The 16,486-nt window shown below is 60.4% G+C and carries 13 protein-coding genes and 2 tRNA genes; 5 read left to right on the top strand and 10 right to left on the bottom strand.

All coding sequences use genetic code 11. The features are described from left to right. Positions 1-18: 18 nt before the first annotated feature. From fzlA to HTT03_RS17385, 9 genes are all read right to left on the bottom strand, one after another. Positions 19-687 carry an FtsZ-binding protein FzlA gene (gene fzlA, locus HTT03_RS17425; RefSeq protein WP_174861049.1) on the bottom strand — a complete coding sequence of 223 codons (669 nt, stop codon included), beginning with the start codon at positions 685-687 and terminating at the stop codon, positions 19-21. Between the two features lie 58 nt (positions 688-745). After that, positions 746-1,480: a monofunctional biosynthetic peptidoglycan transglycosylase gene (gene mtgA, locus HTT03_RS17420; protein WP_217482851.1), complete on the bottom strand. Its 735-nt coding sequence runs from the start codon at positions 1,478-1,480 to the stop codon at positions 746-748. A 7-nt stretch (positions 1,481-1,487) separates the two neighbouring features. Continuing rightward, entirely contained in the window at positions 1,488-2,189 is a 702-nt protein-coding gene (locus HTT03_RS17415) for an SGNH/GDSL hydrolase family protein (protein ID WP_174861048.1), read from the bottom strand. A gap of 464 nt (positions 2,190-2,653) precedes the next feature. Next, positions 2,654-7,186, bottom strand: coding sequence for a glutamate synthase large subunit (gene gltB / locus HTT03_RS17410; protein ID WP_174861047.1), 4,533 nt, complete (start codon positions 7,184-7,186; stop codon positions 2,654-2,656). Next, the gene (locus HTT03_RS17405) at positions 7,183-7,617 is read right to left on the bottom strand and encodes a GFA family protein (RefSeq protein ID WP_246253587.1); all 435 of its coding nucleotides are present in this window, start codon (positions 7,615-7,617) and stop codon (positions 7,183-7,185) included. Before HTT03_RS17405 ends, gltB begins: the two co-directional genes overlap by 4 nt. Then, positions 7,614-8,051 carry a GFA family protein gene (locus HTT03_RS17400; RefSeq protein ID WP_174861046.1) on the bottom strand — a complete coding sequence of 146 codons (438 nt, stop codon included), beginning with the start codon at positions 8,049-8,051 and terminating at the stop codon, positions 7,614-7,616. Before HTT03_RS17400 ends, HTT03_RS17405 begins: the two co-directional genes overlap by 4 nt. A 134-nt stretch (positions 8,052-8,185) precedes the next feature. Then, the gene (locus tag HTT03_RS17395; protein WP_174861045.1) at positions 8,186-9,619 is read right to left on the bottom strand and encodes an NAD(P)-dependent oxidoreductase; all 1,434 of its coding nucleotides are present in this window, start codon (positions 9,617-9,619) and stop codon (positions 8,186-8,188) included. A gap of 161 nt (positions 9,620-9,780) precedes the next feature. Further along, a complete protein-coding gene (locus HTT03_RS17390; RefSeq protein WP_174861044.1) occupies positions 9,781-10,587 on the bottom strand; it encodes an undecaprenyl-diphosphate phosphatase in 807 nt (268 codons plus the stop codon). Next, positions 10,587-11,573, bottom strand: coding sequence for a complex I NDUFA9 subunit family protein (locus tag HTT03_RS17385; protein ID WP_174861043.1), 987 nt, complete (start codon positions 11,571-11,573; stop codon positions 10,587-10,589). The genes HTT03_RS17390 and HTT03_RS17385 overlap by 1 nt, the downstream gene beginning before the upstream one ends. A gap of 166 nt (positions 11,574-11,739) precedes the next feature. Here HTT03_RS17385 and HTT03_RS17380 point away from each other — a divergent pair. The 5 genes from HTT03_RS17380 to HTT03_RS17360 all read left to right on the top strand — a co-directional run bounded on the left by HTT03_RS17380 (position 11,740) and on the right by HTT03_RS17360 (position 16,302). Continuing rightward, positions 11,740-11,825 (top strand) — tRNA-Leu (locus tag HTT03_RS17380). 140 nt (positions 11,826-11,965) lie between these two features. Then, positions 11,966-13,057, top strand: coding sequence for an ABC transporter ATP-binding protein (locus HTT03_RS17375; protein ID WP_174861042.1), 1,092 nt, complete (start codon positions 11,966-11,968; stop codon positions 13,055-13,057). A gap of 59 nt (positions 13,058-13,116) precedes the next feature. Further along, positions 13,117-14,160, top strand: coding sequence for an ABC transporter substrate-binding protein (locus HTT03_RS17370; RefSeq protein WP_174861041.1), 1,044 nt, complete (start codon positions 13,117-13,119; stop codon positions 14,158-14,160). Positions 14,161-14,219: 59 nt separating this feature from the next. Continuing rightward, positions 14,220-15,449 (top strand): ABC transporter permease subunit, encoded by a 1,230-nt coding sequence (locus HTT03_RS17365; RefSeq protein WP_174861040.1) that lies wholly within the window; start codon positions 14,220-14,222, stop codon positions 15,447-15,449. A 4-nt stretch (positions 15,450-15,453) separates the two neighbouring features. Then, a complete protein-coding gene (locus HTT03_RS17360) occupies positions 15,454-16,302 on the top strand; it encodes an ABC transporter permease (protein ID WP_174861039.1) in 849 nt (282 codons plus the stop codon). 63 nt (positions 16,303-16,365) lie between these two features. Here HTT03_RS17360 and HTT03_RS17355 read toward each other — a convergent pair. Continuing rightward, positions 16,366-16,441: transfer RNA gene (locus tag HTT03_RS17355), tRNA-Lys, on the bottom strand. Positions 16,442-16,486: the final 45 nt, after the last annotated feature.

Raw genomic sequence — 16,486 nt, 5'->3', positions numbered from 1 at the left:
CTGGCGCCTCAAATGCCATCAGAAATCAAGGTTGTTATACTGCAAGGGCGGCGGGAAACCCGGCACCTGATCGGCCAAGATCGAACGGAAGGCCGGGCGGGATTTGATCTTAGCGTACCAATCCTTCACCGCCTCCGAACGGTTCCAATCCACGTCAGAGATATAATCCAAGGACGACAGATGCGCCGCCGCCGCGAAATCCGCCAGCGTCATAACATCACCCGCCAGCCAACGGCGATGGTCCAGCAGCCATGTCATGTAATCGAGATGATATTTGATCGCCTTGGCCCCGGCCTTGACGTTCTTACTGTCCGGATAACCCTGTTTGGTGACCTTCTTGTTCACCCGCTCATAGAGCAATTTGGACGTCACCTCATGGTGGAACTTGTCATCGAACCAGCTCACCAGCCGGCGCACTTCCAAGCGCTGCACCGGGTCTTGCGGCAGCAGCGACGCCTCGGGCCGGGTCTCTTCGATATATTCGCAGATCGCGGCGCTTTCGGACATCATGATCCCGTCCAACCGCAGCACCGGCACCTTGCCCGCAGGGTTGCGGCGCAGAAAATCCGGGTCTTGCTCCCAGTAACGCTCCTCAACCAACTCGACCTCGATCTTCTTCTCGCCCAGGCTCAGCCGCACCTTGCGACAGAAGGGGGACAAAGGAACGTGAAACAACCGAGCCGTCATGAGAAGTCCTTTTGTTTAAGGGGATCAGCCCCTTCCATGCCTGCTGACGCAGGGATTTTCAACTCTCGAAACAGGCCGCACGACCGTCCGCGCGGATGGTCGCCGCCCCGTCCATGATCTGCGCCGTACGCTTGCGGGTAAAGGGGCTAGGTCTGGAGGCCGAGCGCCCTTTCGGGTCGGGCAGGATCGCGGCGAGCCGCGCGGCTTGCTTGGCGCTAAGATCCGCAGCGCTCACGCCGAAGTAATGCGGTGCTGCCGCGCCGACGCCAAAGACGCCCTCATCAAACTCCGCAACATTCAGATAGACCTCGATAATCCGCCGCTTCGGCCAAAGCGCCTCAAGCAGCGGCGTCATCCCCGCTTCCAACGCTTTGCGCAGCCAAGAGCGGCCGTGCCAGAGGTACACATTCTTGACCGTCTGCTGGCTGATCGTCGACGCCCCGCGCTCAGAGCCGTTCTCGATCGCCGTGCGGATCGCCTCCATGTCAAAGCCCCAGTGGTTGCAGAAATTCGCATCCTCCGCTGCCACGGCAGAGCGGGCCATCACCGGAGCGATCTGCTCCAGCGGCACCCAGTCGCGCTCGACCCCGCCCAAGCGGCGGCTTTCGGAGAACATATAGACCCCGGTTGGCGGATTGACGACGCGAAAGAGCAGAACCAGCAGCACCACCAATGCGCCCAGCAAAAGAACAGCGCCGAAAAACCAGCGGGTCACGCGTTGTTTAAAGGTCATCTGCGGCGCAGCCTTGCGGCGACCCCGGCCTTTGGGGGCGGTCTTTTTACGTGTGCTCATGGTGTAGCTATAGGCTGCTGGCAGGCGTTTGTGAACGTTTCTCACGCGCTGTGATCTCTTGGGCCAGATAGGCACCAATCCGCGCCGAGCCTCGTTTGGAGGGATGCACGTTATCGCGCGCGAACAGTCCTCGGTCGTTGCGGTCAATCACGTCTTCGGAATCAACGAAATGCACGCCGGGGGTGCGGGCCGCGAAGCCTGCAATGCGACGTTCGATCTCAACCAAATCATCGCGGCACCCGGCGAAAGAGCCTGTGTTAGAGCCTGCATAGTATCCCATCCACATCACCTGCGCCCCGGTTTCTGCACGTAGTTTGCGCAGGAAGGCCGGGATGCTGCCCTGCCCATCGGGGCTGATCAGCGCGTTGACAGACTGCCCGCAAGCGCCGCAGCCGCAATCCGCACTCAGATCATTGGCGCCCCCATTGACCAGCACCCAGTTCCAGCGCCCGCCGGGGAACTGTTGTTGAATGTCGAAGCCAACGGCAGCGGCGATGGTCGAGCCATTGTCAAACTGCGCCCCCGGCACGGCGCGGCTGGTGACGCTGCGGCCCGTTGTGCTGGCGATGACATCGGGAATCGCAGCGCTGCCGTTCCAAGCCATGATGGAATCGCCGAGGACGAGAATGTCACCACCGCCGCGTGGCGCGGTGTCTGTGCAGGCCACGAGGCCTGTGACTATCAATAATGACGCTAAAATTATGCGCATGACCCGCCTCCTGTGGAGAGGCAGAAGTAGCCCAGACGTTTTTAAATACCACCCCAGCCCGGCATCAAGCCGCAAGCGCCGGGCCATCGCCTGCCCGTCCGTCACGCCAGAGGCGTGCCGATTTAGTTTAAGCGCACCTTTGGTGCGGCCGGGCTGGCGATTTGGTGAGCCTTGCCGCAACTCCGCAAAGTCACGCCAAAACCGATCTATAAAGTGGCACGAAGAGCCGTTTTGATCGCCACCTCACGGACAGCGGAACGCCCTAAGAACTCAAATAAACACGCTAATTCGGCCATCCCAGCCCGGAATCAAGCCGCAGGCGCCGGGCCATCGCCTGCCCGTCCCGGCGGGCTGGCGATTTGGTGAGCCTTGACGCAACTCCGCGAAGTCACGCCAAGGCCGATCTATAAAGTGGCACGAAGGACCGTCGCAATCGCCACCCCACGGGCAGGCGATCGCCCTCGTCACTCCGCCGGAACAGCCGTCTCTTCAACACTCAACGGCGCAGGCAGATGCACCAACATTTCCTTCGGGCATACCTGCAGGAAGTTGTGCTTCTCGCTCTCCCAATGCTGCAGGATATCCGCCGCCTTGCGGCTGCCGGTCTCGGCCAGATGGCGCTCCAACAGCCCGTGCAACTGCGCCATCCAATGATCCACCGCCACCGGGCAGGTCACAATGGTCTCGGCATTCATCAGCTTTGGCGCCAGCCCATCGGGGTCATAGAGATAAGCCATCCCCCCGGTCATCCCGGCCGCGAAATTCGCCCCGATTTCCCCAAGGATCACCGCCACACCGCCGGTCATATATTCACACCCGTTGCTGCCGCAGCCTTCGATCACCACATGCGCGCCGGAGTTACGCACCGCAAAGCGCTCACCCGCCCGGCCAGCGGCAAAAAGATACCCCGCCGTCGCACCGTAAAGCACCGTGTTGCCAATGATCGTATTCTCCGACGCCACCACCGGGCTCGCCATCGAAGGCCGCACCACAATCGTACCGCCCGACAGGCCCTTGCCCACATAGTCATTGGCATCGCCCGAAACTTCAAGCTTCAGCCCCGGTGCCGCAAAGGCACCTAAAGACTGCCCGGCACTCCCAGTCAGTTTCACCGTCAGGTGATCCGGCTGCAAGGAATTGCGCATCCCGAATCGCTTGACGATATGGCTCGACACCCGCGTCCCCACCGTCCGATGCGTGTTCTGCACCGCATAGGACAGCTGCATCTTCTCGCCATCTTCCAAGAACCGCGCCGCATCCCGCACGATCTGCGCATCCAACGTATCGAGCACCGCCTGACGCGGCTTATCGCGGTCATAGACGTTTTCATGCGCCCCATCGACGGTGATCAACAGTGGGTTGAGGTCCAGATCATCCAAATGCGCCGAACCCCGGCTCACCTGCGTCAACAGGTCCGCACGGCCAATGACTTCATCAAGGCTCCGCGCCCCGATGCTGGCCAAAATCTCGCGCACCTCAGTGGCGTAGAAGGTAATGAGGTTCACCACCTTATCTGCATTGCCGGTGAACTTGCCACGCAGGGCTTCGTCCTGCGTACACACCCCCACCGGACAGGTGTTCGACTGACACTGGCGCACCATGATGCAACCCATCGCGATCAGCGCAGCGGTGCCGATGCCATATTCCTCGGCCCCCATCATCGCGGCCATGACGATGTCACGCCCGGTCCGCAGGCCCCCATCCGTGCGCAATGTCACCCGGTCGCGCAGGTTGTTCATCGACAGAACCTGATGCGCCTCGGTCAGGCCCATCTCCCACGGCAGACCCGCATATTTGATCGAAGTCGCAGGTGAGGCCCCGGTGCCACCGTTATGGCCGGAAATCAGGATGATGTCGGCCTTGGCCTTGGCCACGCCCGCAGCAATCGTCCCAACGCCCGAAGACGCCACCAGTTTCACCGTCACCTTACAGCGCGGGTTGATCTGCTTGAGGTCATAGATCAGCTGCGCGAGGTCTTCGATCGAATAGATGTCGTGATGCGGCGGGGGCGAGATCAGCGTCACGCCCTTGGTCGAATGCCGCAACCGCGCGATCAGGTCGGTGACCTTCATCCCCGGAAGCTGGCCGCCCTCACCGGGCTTGGCGCCCTGCGCGACCTTGATCTCCAACTCTTCGCATTGGTTCAGATACTCCGCCGTCACGCCAAAGCGCCCAGAGGCCACCTGTTTGATCTTGGCTGACGGATTGTCCCCATTGGCCTCCGGCACGAAATGCGCCGGATCTTCGCCACCCTCGCCGCTGTCGGACTTCGCCCCGATGCGGTTCATCGCCACGTTCAGCGTCTTATGCGCCTCCGGGCTCAGCGCCCCCAATGACATCCCCGGCGTCACGAAACGCTTGCGGATCGAGGTGATGCTCTCCACCTCCTCCAACGGCACCGGATTGCCCCGCGGCTTGATGTCGAGCAGATCGCGCAGATGGATCGGCGGATTGCTCTGCATTTTCTTCGAGTATTGCTGCCACATCTGGTAAGACGCTTTGTTGCAGGCCATCTGCAACATATGCATGCTGCTCGCCTCCCACGCGTGTTTCTCACCCGTCTTGCGCTGCTTGTAGAAACCGCCGATGGGCATGACGACGCCATCGCCCAACCAACCACGGGCATGAACTTCCTCAGCCTTGCGCTGGATACCAACGACACCGATGCCGCTGATCCGGCTGGTCATGCCGGGGAAATACTCCGCACACATGGCGCGGGACAGGCCCACCGCCTCAAAGTTCAACCCGCCGCGATAAGACGAGATCACCGAAATCCCCATCTTCGCCATGATCTTGAGCAGACCCTGATCAATCGCCTCACGGTACTTCTGCACCGCTTCGGTCAGCGACATATCCAGCAGCCCACGCCCGATCCGATCGGCCAAGGAATCCTCGGCCAAATAAGCGTTCACCACGGTCGCACCGCAGCCCACCAGCACCGCAAAGTAATGCGGATCGACACATTCCGCCGCGCGCACGTTAAGCGAGGTAAAGGTCCGCAGTCCCTTGCGCACCAGATGGCTATGCACCGCGCTGGTGGCCAAAATCATCGGCATCGCAACCTTGTCTTCGCCGCTATACTGATCCGTCAGCACCAGATGCCCCGCGCCGGAGCGCACCGCATCCTCTGCCTCAGCCCGGATCCGCGCCAAAGCAGCGCTCAGGTTGCCATTGCCCCGCTCAAAGCTGCAGTCAATCGTCACCGTAAGCGCCTTGAACTGCGCCATCAGCTCTTCAAACTGCGCGTTGCCCACAAAAGGACTGTCGAGCACCAGGATCTCAGTTTGGCTGCTGTCTTCATCAAGCACGTTTTTCAGGTTCCCGAACCGCGTCTTCAGGCTCATCACCCGGAATTCGCGCAAGCTATCAATCGGCGGGTTGGTCACCTGGCTAAAGTTCTGCCGGAAGAAATGGCTCAAAGGCCGGTACTGCCCGCTCAAGACCGCCGAAGGCGTGTCATCCCCCATGCTCGCCAGCGTCTCTTTGCCGTCCTCCGCCATCGGCGCGAGGATTTGCTCCAACTCCTCAATCGTATAGCCCGCCGCCACCTGACGCCGGCGCAACTCATTGCCCTCAAACAGCGGCTTTTCCGTCACCGCGCTCAGCACATCGTCCAACTCGTGGATCTTGCTGACCCATTCGCCAAAGGGCTGATTGGCCGCCAGCCGGTCCTTGATCTCCGCATCGTAGAACAGCTTTCCCGCGTCCATATCGACAGCGATCATCTGCCCCGGCCCAAGCGCGCCCTTGGCCACAACCCGCGATTCATCCAGCGGCACCATCCCGGCTTCCGAGCCCGCAATCAGCATCCCGTCCGAGGTCACAACATAGCGCATCGGGCGCAAGCCGTTCCGGTCCAGCCCCGCGCAGACCCAACGCCCGTCGGTCATCGCCAAGGCCGCTGGCCCGTCCCAAGGCTCCATAACCGAGTTGCAATAGGAATACATATCGCGCCACGCCTGCGGCAATTCCACCGCCAGCTTGGACCAAGACTCCGGCACCAGCATCGTCTTCGCCATCGGCGCCGAACGCCCCGCGCGCACCAAAACCTCAAACACCGAATCCAGCGCCGCCGAGTCGCTCGACCCCGCCGCCACGATCGGCTTAATATCCTCGGCCATCTCGCCAAAGGTCGCAGACGCCATGCGGATCTCATGGCTCTTCATCCAGTTGGTGTTGCCCTTGAGCGTGTTAATCTCGCCATTATGCGCCAACATGCGGAAGGGCTGCGCCAGCCACCACTGCGGGAAAGTGTTGGTGGAATAGCGCTGGTGATAAATCGCAAAGGCGCTGATGAACTTGTCGTCTTTCAGATCGGGATAGAACTCCGCCACCTGTTCGGCCAGCATCATGCCCTTGTAGATAATGCTGCGGCAGGACATCGACGCGATGTACATCTGCGGCACCTGCGCCGCGATGGCAGCTTTTTCGATCCGGCGGCGGATCACATAAAGCTCCCGCTCAAAGGTTTCTTCATCCACGCCCTTAGCGTTCGAGATCAAAATCTGCTCAATCTCAGGCCGCGTCGCATTGGCTTTCTCGCCCAGCACGGAAATATCCACCGGCACATGACGCCAGCCATAGATGTAGTAGCCCATGCGCAGGACTTCGGTCTCAACGATGGTCCGGCAAGTCTCCTGCGCGGCGAAATTCGTGCGCGGCAAGAACACCTGCCCCACGGCAATCATCTCATCTTCGCGCGGCGTATGCCCGGTGCGGCGCACCTGATCGTAGAAAAACGGCACCGGAATCTGCACATGGATGCCTGCGCCATCGCCGGTCATCCCATCCGCATCCACCGCCCCCCGGTGCCAAATCGCTTTCAACGCGTTGATCCCGTTCAGCACAACTTCGCGGGTCTTTTCGCCATTGACGTTCACCACCAAGCCGACACCGCAAGAGGAATGTTCCTCTTCAAAGCTATACATGCCCTTCTCGGCCATCATCGCGCGTTTGGCTTCTTCGCGGGCTACCCAGGCGTCATCATATTTGGTCATGGCTTGGTTCCTTCCACAAATGCCGCAAATCCTGCTTCGACTTCGGCCTTGGTTTTGGTTTCGTGCTCCCCGGCAAAGGCATAGCCTGCGGGCTTCACATCGATATAAATCTCGGTCTTCAGCTCTAGCCCGCCGGCGTCATCGACCAGCCCGGCGCTAATGCTGTAATAATCATGCCCCGGCAGCGTCAGGTGATACCAAAGCGTGCTGCCACAGGCGTCACACCACGCCCGCTCGGCCCAGTCGGACGAGGCATAGCTCTTGACCGGGCCTTCATGGGTCAGGCTACCCGGCTTCGCGTCGATCTCCAGAAAGGCGCTCCCGGTCCAGCGGCGGCACATCTCGCAATGGCAGGCCCCAAGCGCATCCTTCAATGGCTCGAAACTCAGCGTCACCGCCCCGCAAAGGCATTTGCCCTCCAATCGGCTCATGGCTTGTCCTCCACATGCAGGTTTCGCGCCTCGTAATCCGCCTTGCTCACCCGCTCCAGATCACCCGCCAGCGCCAGATTGCTCGGCGCACGGTCGGCATAAACCACCCGCGCCAAATTGGCCCCGCCGAAGCCATCAAACAGCCCCGGTGCCAGTTCCAACACGCTGGCGTTCTCGCCTTCAGTATCGGCAAACCAAACCGCCGTGCCGCAAGTCTCGCACCACGCCCGCTCGGCAAAGGAGGATGACGCATAGGTCCGGATCGGCCCCGCATAACGCACCCTCTCCCGAGGCACCTCAATGCCCATCTGCATCGACCCGCTCCACCGTGTGCAGAGATCGCAATGACAGGCCGAAATCTCACCCAGCGGGCCGGAGACCTCCACCGTGACCGCACCGCAAAGACAATGACCGTGATGACGTTCTTCAGACATTCTTCACCTTCGCCCCGGCAAAGGTCGCAGAGATTGACCTATCGGCCAAAACGGGGCGGAAGGGCATATGCACGCCCTGTGTACGTCCGGTGTACACTCTGTGACATTTAACCTTTGGGTAATGAATCTTCATCTCATTCCGCAGCAATACGCTGCACCCCGTTGAAATCATTCAAGATCGCCTCAGCACAGTCGCGCCCGTCCTTGATCGCCCAAACGACCAGCGAGGCACCCCGCACGATGTCCCCCACGGCATAGACACCTTCCAGCGCCGTCGCCCCGGTGACGTAATCGGCCTTGATCGTGCCCCAGCGGTTCACCGGCAGGTCCGGCTCGCCCCAGAGTGTTGGCAGGTCTTCCGGCTCAAAGCCCAACGCCATGATCACAAGGTCCGCATCTTCAACGTAATCCGCGCCCTCGATCACCTCAGGTGCCTGACGGCCCGTCACATCCGGCGCACCAAGGCGCATTTTCTGCACCATCACACCCGTCACCGGATCGCCAACAAAGCCTTTCGGCGCGCTCAGCCACTCAAAGATCACGCCCTCTTCCTCGGCGTTCTGCACTTCGCGCTGGCTGCCCGGCATATTGGCCCGGTCCCGGCGATACAGGCATTTCACGCTCTCCGCGCCCTGCCGGATCGAGGTCCGCACACAGTCCATGGCCGTGTCACCGCCGCCGATCACCACGACCTTCTTGCCCTTGGCATTCAGACGGCCATTCTCGAACTCTTCCACCGTATCGCCAAAGCTCTTGCGGTTAGAAGCGGTGAGAAAGTCAATCGCCCGCTCAACCCCAAAGCCGCCCACACCGGGCGCTTCGATCTCGCGCGTCTTATAGACGCCCGTCGCGATGATCACCGCGTCATGCTTGCCCCGAATGGCCCCAAAGCTGATGTCGCGGCCCACGTCGCAGTTCAATTCAAAGGTCACGCCGCCTTCGACCAACTGCGCATTGCGGCGCTCAACCACGTCCTTTTCCAGCTTAAAGCCGGGGATACCATAGGTCAGCAGCCCGCCCGCGCGGTCATAGCGGTCATAGATCGTGACCTGCACACCCGCACGCCGCAGCATATCCGCCGCCGCCAGCCCGCCGGGGCCAGCGCCGATGATGCCCACGCTCTCTTGCCGCTCCTCACGCGGTGCCGGGGCTTTGACCCAGCCCTGCTCCCAAGCGGTATCGGTGATGTATTTCTCGATCGAGCCGATGGTCACAGTGCCATGGCCGGACTGCTCAATCACACAGTTCCCTTCGCACAGCCGATCCTGCGGGCAGATACGGCCACAGATCTCAGGAAATGTATTCGTCGCCTGACTGATCTCATAGGCTTCTTCCAACCGCCCCTCAGCGGTCAGCCGCAGCCAGTCGGGGATGTTGTTGTGCAGCGGGCAATGGGTCTGGCAGTATGGCACACCACACTGACTGCAGCGGCTGGATTGCTCCGCCGCCTTGCGGTCGGCGTACTCGGCATAAATCTCGTCGAAATCGGTCCGGCGCAAGTTAGGCGGACGTTTCTCAGGCATATCCCGCGCCACATCCGTAAATTTCAGCATAACCTGCTTCGCCATATACCCGTTCCTTCGACAAATTTCGTCAGAAGACCCGCATACGACAGCGCCTCGGCAAATAAAAGACAGCAATGCTGCCATAATTGCCGCTTTCCGGGCTTTCACCCCACCCGGAGATCATTTTTATGCATCATTTAAGGTCCGATGCGGACCTACCAGCCCTACAGGCCAGCCCAGAGCCCCAGTATCACGACCCCGCCGACAAGGATTCGCCACCAGCCAAACAGCGCGTAACCATAGCGCCCGACGTAATCGAGCACCCAACGCACCACGACCACCGCCGTGATAAAAGCAAGGACAAAGCCCACCGCGATCTCGCCCATCGCCGAGGCATCAAGCACGTCGCGGTTCTTGTAAAAGTCATAGGCAAAAGCGCCCGCCATCGTCGGCATCGACAGGAAAAACGAAAACTCCGCCGCCGCCCGCTTGCTCGCGCCCAGCATCAGCGCCCCCACAATCGTCGCCCCTGAGCGCGACACCCCCGGCACCATCGCAAGGCACTGAATAGCCCCGATTTTCAGCGCCATCGGCAGCGGAAACCGCATCGCGTCCGGCTCCGTTGTCGGTGGCGCGATCCGGTCCACAACCACCAGAACGATCCCGCCCAAGATCAACATCACCGCAATCAGCAGCGGGGTCTCAAACAGAACCGTCTTAATAAAGTCATGCGCCAGAACGCCCACGAAAACCGCAGGCAAGAAAGCCACCAGCACCGACAAGATAAACCGGCGCGCTTGCGGGTCATGCGGCGCTGCCGAAAACACCGCCCAAAGCCGCGTTGAATAGACCGTCAGGATCGCCAGCACCGCGCCCAACTGGATCACCACCTCAAAGGTGCGCCCTGCGCTTTCAAAACCTAGAAAATGCCCGGCCACCAATAGATGCCCGGTAGATGAGACAGGAATAAACTCCGTCAGCCCTTCCAGCAAACCCAGAAAGGCGGCGATCAACGTTGTCGAGTTTTCCATTAGCCCTGCCGTAAATTCCGTGCGGAAGCCTTGATGGCGTCATACTGACCCGAAGGCCGGAACCGCCACAGATAATCAGGCAGCACCGACTCCATCGACACCGGGGTAATGCCCAGCTCGGCAAAGCCTTTGGCATCAGCTCCTACCACATTGTCATTGCGCAGGTTTTTGACCTGATCCCGCGTGAGCATTGTGTTGGTGAACAGCCCCATCGAAACGGTCTGGAGCAGGTCGAAACCAAAGGCCATCACCTTCGCAACGATCCATGGCATGTTCAGCACGAGCCGCCGACGATGTACAACTTGAAGCATCCGCTGCATCAACCCACGGAAGGTATCCACATCCGGACCGCCAAGCTCATAGACACCCGGCGCGACACCACCGATAAGCGCCTTTTCAGCCGCCTTTGCCACATCATCAACATAGACCGGCTGGAACCGCGTATTCGCCCCCGCAACCGGAAGGATCGGTCCCATACGGGTCATGCCAGCAAAGCGGTTAAAGAAGGAGTCTTCCGGCCCGAACATGATCGAAGGACGCAGGATCACGACCCCCGGCATGTGCTTTTGCACACCCGCCTCGCCTTCGCCCTTGGTGCGGGCATAATCGCTATCGGCGTTCATATCAGCCCCAATGGCCGAGACCTGCACCATCCGGGCAACGCCTTCCTCCGCAGCCAGCCGCGCCACGCGTTCGGCCCCTTCGGATTGCACGGCATCAAAGCCGTTCTTGCCGCTCTCCACCAGCACGCCCACACAGCTTACCACCGCATCAGCCCCGCGCAGCGCCGCGCGCACAGAATTATCATCACGGATATTGCAAAGGATCGGCTCGACCTGACCGACAACGCCATATGTACGCACGAAAAGCGCTTCATTCGGACGACGCACCGCCACCCGCACCCGCCAGCCGGCCTTGGCCATGCGACGCGCGATATAGCGTCCGACAAACCCCGAACCGCCATAAATCGTGACCAGCTTAGACATTCTGCCGCTCCTGTAGCTTATTCTTTCACAGGATGTACCTGCGCGCTGCCCCTGTAACAAGGCAAAACCCCCAAGATCGGTGCGCAGCAACACGGATTTTCGAAGTTTCGGCCAAATTGCGATTGACAGCCGCTCAGCCGAGCCTTAGAGCACCCCCACGATACGTGCCCAGGTGGCGGAATGGTAGACGCGCTAGCTTCAGGTGCTAGTACTGGCAACGGTGTGGAGGTTCGAGTCCTCTCCTGGGCACCATAATTCCGCAGCAAGTGAGAGAGCTTGTTTCGATATTTACCCCCCCTTCCTCTCGCAATGTCAGCGTTTCATTGCGCGTATTGTTAAGAATCACCGCACCTGTTTAACTCCCCTCAGCGACAGGGGAGAGCCGCGCCAGTATGAAAGATACCAAAGCAGAGGCTTTTCTGCGTTTTGATAACGTTAAGAAGAGCTATGACCAGCAAAACCTCGTGGTCAAAGGGTTCGATATGGACGTGCAAGAGGGGGAGTTTATCACCCTCCTTGGCCCCTCCGGCTCCGGCAAAACCACAGTTCTAATGATGCTGGCAGGGTTTGAGAGCGTCACTTCGGGCGACATTGCCATCAGTGGCAAGTCCATTAACAAAACCGCACCCAACAAACGCAACATCGGCATGGTGTTCCAAAACTACGCCCTGTTCCCGCATATGACGGTGGCCGAAAATCTCGCCTATCCATTGTCGGTGCGCAAGATGCCCAAGGCCGAAATCAAGGACCGCGTGGCGGAGTATCTGGCGTTAGTGGAACTGTCGGCCTTTGGCGACCGCCGCCCGGGTCAACTGTCGGGCGGGCAACGGCAGCGCGTGGCACTGGCCCGCGCAATGATCTTTCAGCCGACGCTGATCCTGATGGATGAACCCTTGGGCGCGCTCGACAAGAACCTGCGCGAACAGATGCAGTTTGAGATCACCCGCCTGCACAAGCAGATCGGCTTTACCGTCATCTACGTCACCCACGACCAGACCGAGGCGCTGTCGATGTCCGACCGGATCGCCGTCTTTAACGACGGTGTGGTGCAGCAATGCGCCCCGCCCGCGGAATTGTACGAGCGCCCGGTGAATGCCTTCGTGGCCGAGTTCATCGGCGAGAACAATTTCGTGCAGGGCCGCGTCACCCGGATCGAGGGCGAGATCGCCAAGGTCGAGACCGATACCGGCACGATCACCACGCAAACCTCCGAAGGGCTGACCGAAGGCGCGCAATGCCGCGTCTCGATCCGGCCCGAGAAACTGTTCATCCATCCCACGACCCATGCCCATGACAACGCGCTAACGGCGACTTTCGTCACGCGCATCTATGTGGGCGATTTCATCCGCTATTATTTCCGCCTGCCGGACAGCACCGACATTATCGTCAAAGTGCTCAACGACCTGTCCGCGCCCGAGTTCGAAGAGGGCGCGATGGCGCAGCTGTTGTCCCTGACGAAAGACTGCATCGCCTTTGCCGATTAAAGGCGACCGAGGGCAAACCGGGGCCCTGCATAAAACCTGGACACAACAAGGAGAGACCGATGAAGAAGCATCTGAGTTATCTGGCCACCGCGGCGCTGATCGCCAGCCCCGCCATGGCCGAAGACCTGACGGTGACGTCCTTCGGCGGGGCCTATGGCGCCGCACAGATGGAGCATATGATCCAGCCCTATATGGATAAATCCGGCACCAACGTCCTGTTCGAAGACTACGGCGGCGGCGTGGCTGAGATGAAAGCGCAGGTCGAAGCGGGCAACATCCTTTGGGATGTGGTCGACATCGAAGTGATCGACCTCGAACGCGCCTGCGCCGAAGGCTATCTGGAAGTGATCGACCAATCGGTTCTGCCCGATGGCGACGATGGCACCCCGGCGGCGGAGGACTTTATCGAAGACGCGCTGGCCAATGAATGCGGCGTCGGCAACATCGTCTGGTCCGTCGTCTTTGCGGTGAACACCGAAAACGGCGAAGGCCCGAAAACCATTGAAGACTTCTTTGACACCGAGAAGTTCCCCGGCAAACGTGGTCTGCGCAAACGTCCGCAAGTGAACTTGGAATGGGCACTGCTGGCCGATGGCGTCGCCCCCGAAGAAGTCTATGAGGTGCTCGCCACCGAAGAAGGCCAGAAACGCGCCTTTGCCAAGCTCGACACCATCAAAGACGACATCACTTGGTACGACAGCTGGTCTCAGGCCCCCGTTCTGCTGAACGACGGCGGGGCCACTATGGTGCAATCCGCCAATGGCCGTATCTTCGCCGCGATCAAGGATGATGGCGCCCCCTTCGAGATCGTCTGGGACAGTCACATCTACGACCTCGACGTTTGGGCAATCATGAAGGGCACCGAGAAGAAAGAAGAGGCGATGGAGTTCATCAAGTTCGCTACCGGCACCGTGCCGCTCTCGGGCATGCAGGACGTGGCTTACGGCCCCACGCGCAACTCCGCTCAGGCGCTGCTGCCCGAAGAGGTCAAGCAAGACCTGCCGACCGCGCATCTTGATGAAGGCGTCAAAGCCGATGGCATCTTCTGGGCCGACTACGGCGAGACGTTGGGCGAGAAGTTCAACGAATGGCTGCTGCAATAAGCACCCTGCCCCGCGCCTTACCGGGCGCGGGGCTCTACCCCCTATAGATGAGTAACCGCGTGTCCAGCCTCAGTTCCCAAGACGCCGCCAACGCCCGTCGCCAAATGCGCAGACGTCGCACGCAGGCGTTTCTGTTCGTGGTGCCGCTGCTGGTCTTCATCCTTTTTGCATTTGTTGCGCCGATCACCACGATGCTGTTCCGCAGTGTCTATAACCCCACTGTGGCGGAACTGGTGCCCGAGACGCTGGCGATGTTGGAAGACTGGGAAGGCGAAGACCTGCCCGATGAGGCGACGATCACCCAGTTTGCCATCGACATGAAACGCATGGCAAACGATCGCACCTCTGGCCGTTTTGCGGATGAAATCAACCGCGCCCTGCCCGGCATGTCGAGCGTGGTAAAGTCCACCGCCCGCGGGCTGCGCCGTGCCGATGACGACGAACTTGCGGCCAACGGCGCAGAAATGCTGCTGGAGAAGAACGACCGTTGGAGCAACCCGGCCACATGGCGCGCAATCCGCAGCGCCGGGCAGGTCTATACGTCGAGCTACTACCTCACCGCCGTCGATATGGAGTACGACTCCGAAGGGGACATCGTCCAGCGCGACACGCAGATCTACAAGCAACTCTACACCAAGACGCTAAAGATGGCGCTGATCATCACCGGGCTGACGATGCTGCTGGGCTACCCGCTGGCCTTCTACATGTCGCAGGCCAGCCCCGCGACGGCGAACTTTCTGATGGTCTTTGTCCTGCTGCCCTTCTGGACCTCGCTGCTGGTGCGCACCACTGCGTGGATCGCGCTGCTGCAGGCCGGAGGCGTGGTGAACTCCTCCCTGCTCTGGGCCGGGCTAATCAACGAGCCGATCGAACTGCTCTACAATGAGTTTTCCACGATCCTCGCCATGACCCACATCCTGCTGCCCTTCATGGTGCTGCCGCTCTACGCGGTGATGCGGGGGATCGACGCAAGCTTCATGCGCGCCGCGATTTCGATGGGCAGCAACCCGATTGGCGCGTGGTACAAAATCTACCTGCCGATGAGCCTGCCGGGCCTCTCAGCCGGGGCGCTGTTGGTCTTCATCATCTCCGTGGGCTACTACATCACGCCCGCGCTGGTGGGCGGCACCGATGGGCAGATGATTTCCAACATCATCGCCTTCCACATGCAAGTGTCCAACAACTGGGAACTCGCGGCGGCCTTGGGCTCGCTCCTGCTGATCCTGATCCTCGTTCTCTACTGGCTGTTCGACCGTTTCGTCGGCACCGACAACCTCAAGCTGGGATGACGTCATGAGCCCATTGCCCGACTATTACACGATCTGGCACAAAGCGGGCCACTACGGCCTGCGCATCATGGCGGCCTTGGTGCTGATCTTCCTGATGTTGCCGATCCTCGTGATCATGCCGCTGTCGTTCAACGCCGAGCCGTTCTTTACCTTCACCCAAGGCATGCTGTCGCTCGACCCGGACGCCTATTCGACGCGCTGGTATCAAGAGATCGTGGACGACCAAAAATGGCGCATCGCAATCCGTAACAGCTTCCTCGTGGGCATCGCGGCGGCCAGCATCGCAACCGTGCTGGGCACGCTGGCAGCCGTCGGCCTCGCCTCGCCTTGGATGCCCTTCAAACGGGTGATCACGGCGCTGCTGCTCTCGCCCATGATTGTGCCGCTGATCATCATCGCGGCGGGGATGTTCTTCTTCTACACGCAGTTCAATCTTGTCGGCACCTTCACCGGCCTCATCATCGCGCATGCGGCGCTTGGCGTGCCCTTCGTCATCATCACCGTCACCGCCACCCTCAGTGGCTTCGACCGCTCGCTCTTCGTCGCGGGGCTAAGCCTTGGGGCCTCGCCAATCAAAGTGTTCTGGGACGTGGTGATTCCGCTCATCCGCCCCGGCGTGATTTCCGGCGGTCTGTTCGCCTTCGTCACATCCTTTGACGAGGTGGTGCTGGTGCTCTTCCTCGCGGGCCCCGAACAGCGCACGATTCCGCGCCAAATGTTCTCGGGCCTGCGCGAGCAGATCAACCCGACGATTCTCGCGGTGGCGACGCTTCTCGTGGTGCTCTCGGCGACAATGCTTTTCGTGTTGGAAGCCCTACGCCGACGCTCCGCGCGGCTGCGCGGGCAGGAATAGGCAAAACCGCTTTCACGACACCAAACACCTCATCTGCATCACTAGGAAGGGAGGGTGAGTGAGTGGTGAGCCGTGATGGGTTCGAACCATCGACCTACTGATTAAAAGTCAGTTGCTCTACCAACTGAGCTAACGGCCCACTAGGCGGGTAACTAGAAATTACAGGCGGCAGGGTCAAGCCCTT

The sequence above is a fragment of the Sulfitobacter maritimus genome, assembly GCF_013346665.1.
Lineage (GTDB): Bacteria > Pseudomonadota > Alphaproteobacteria > Rhodobacterales > Rhodobacteraceae > Sulfitobacter > Sulfitobacter maritimus.
This window is presented reverse-complemented; position numbering and strand designations above follow the sequence as displayed.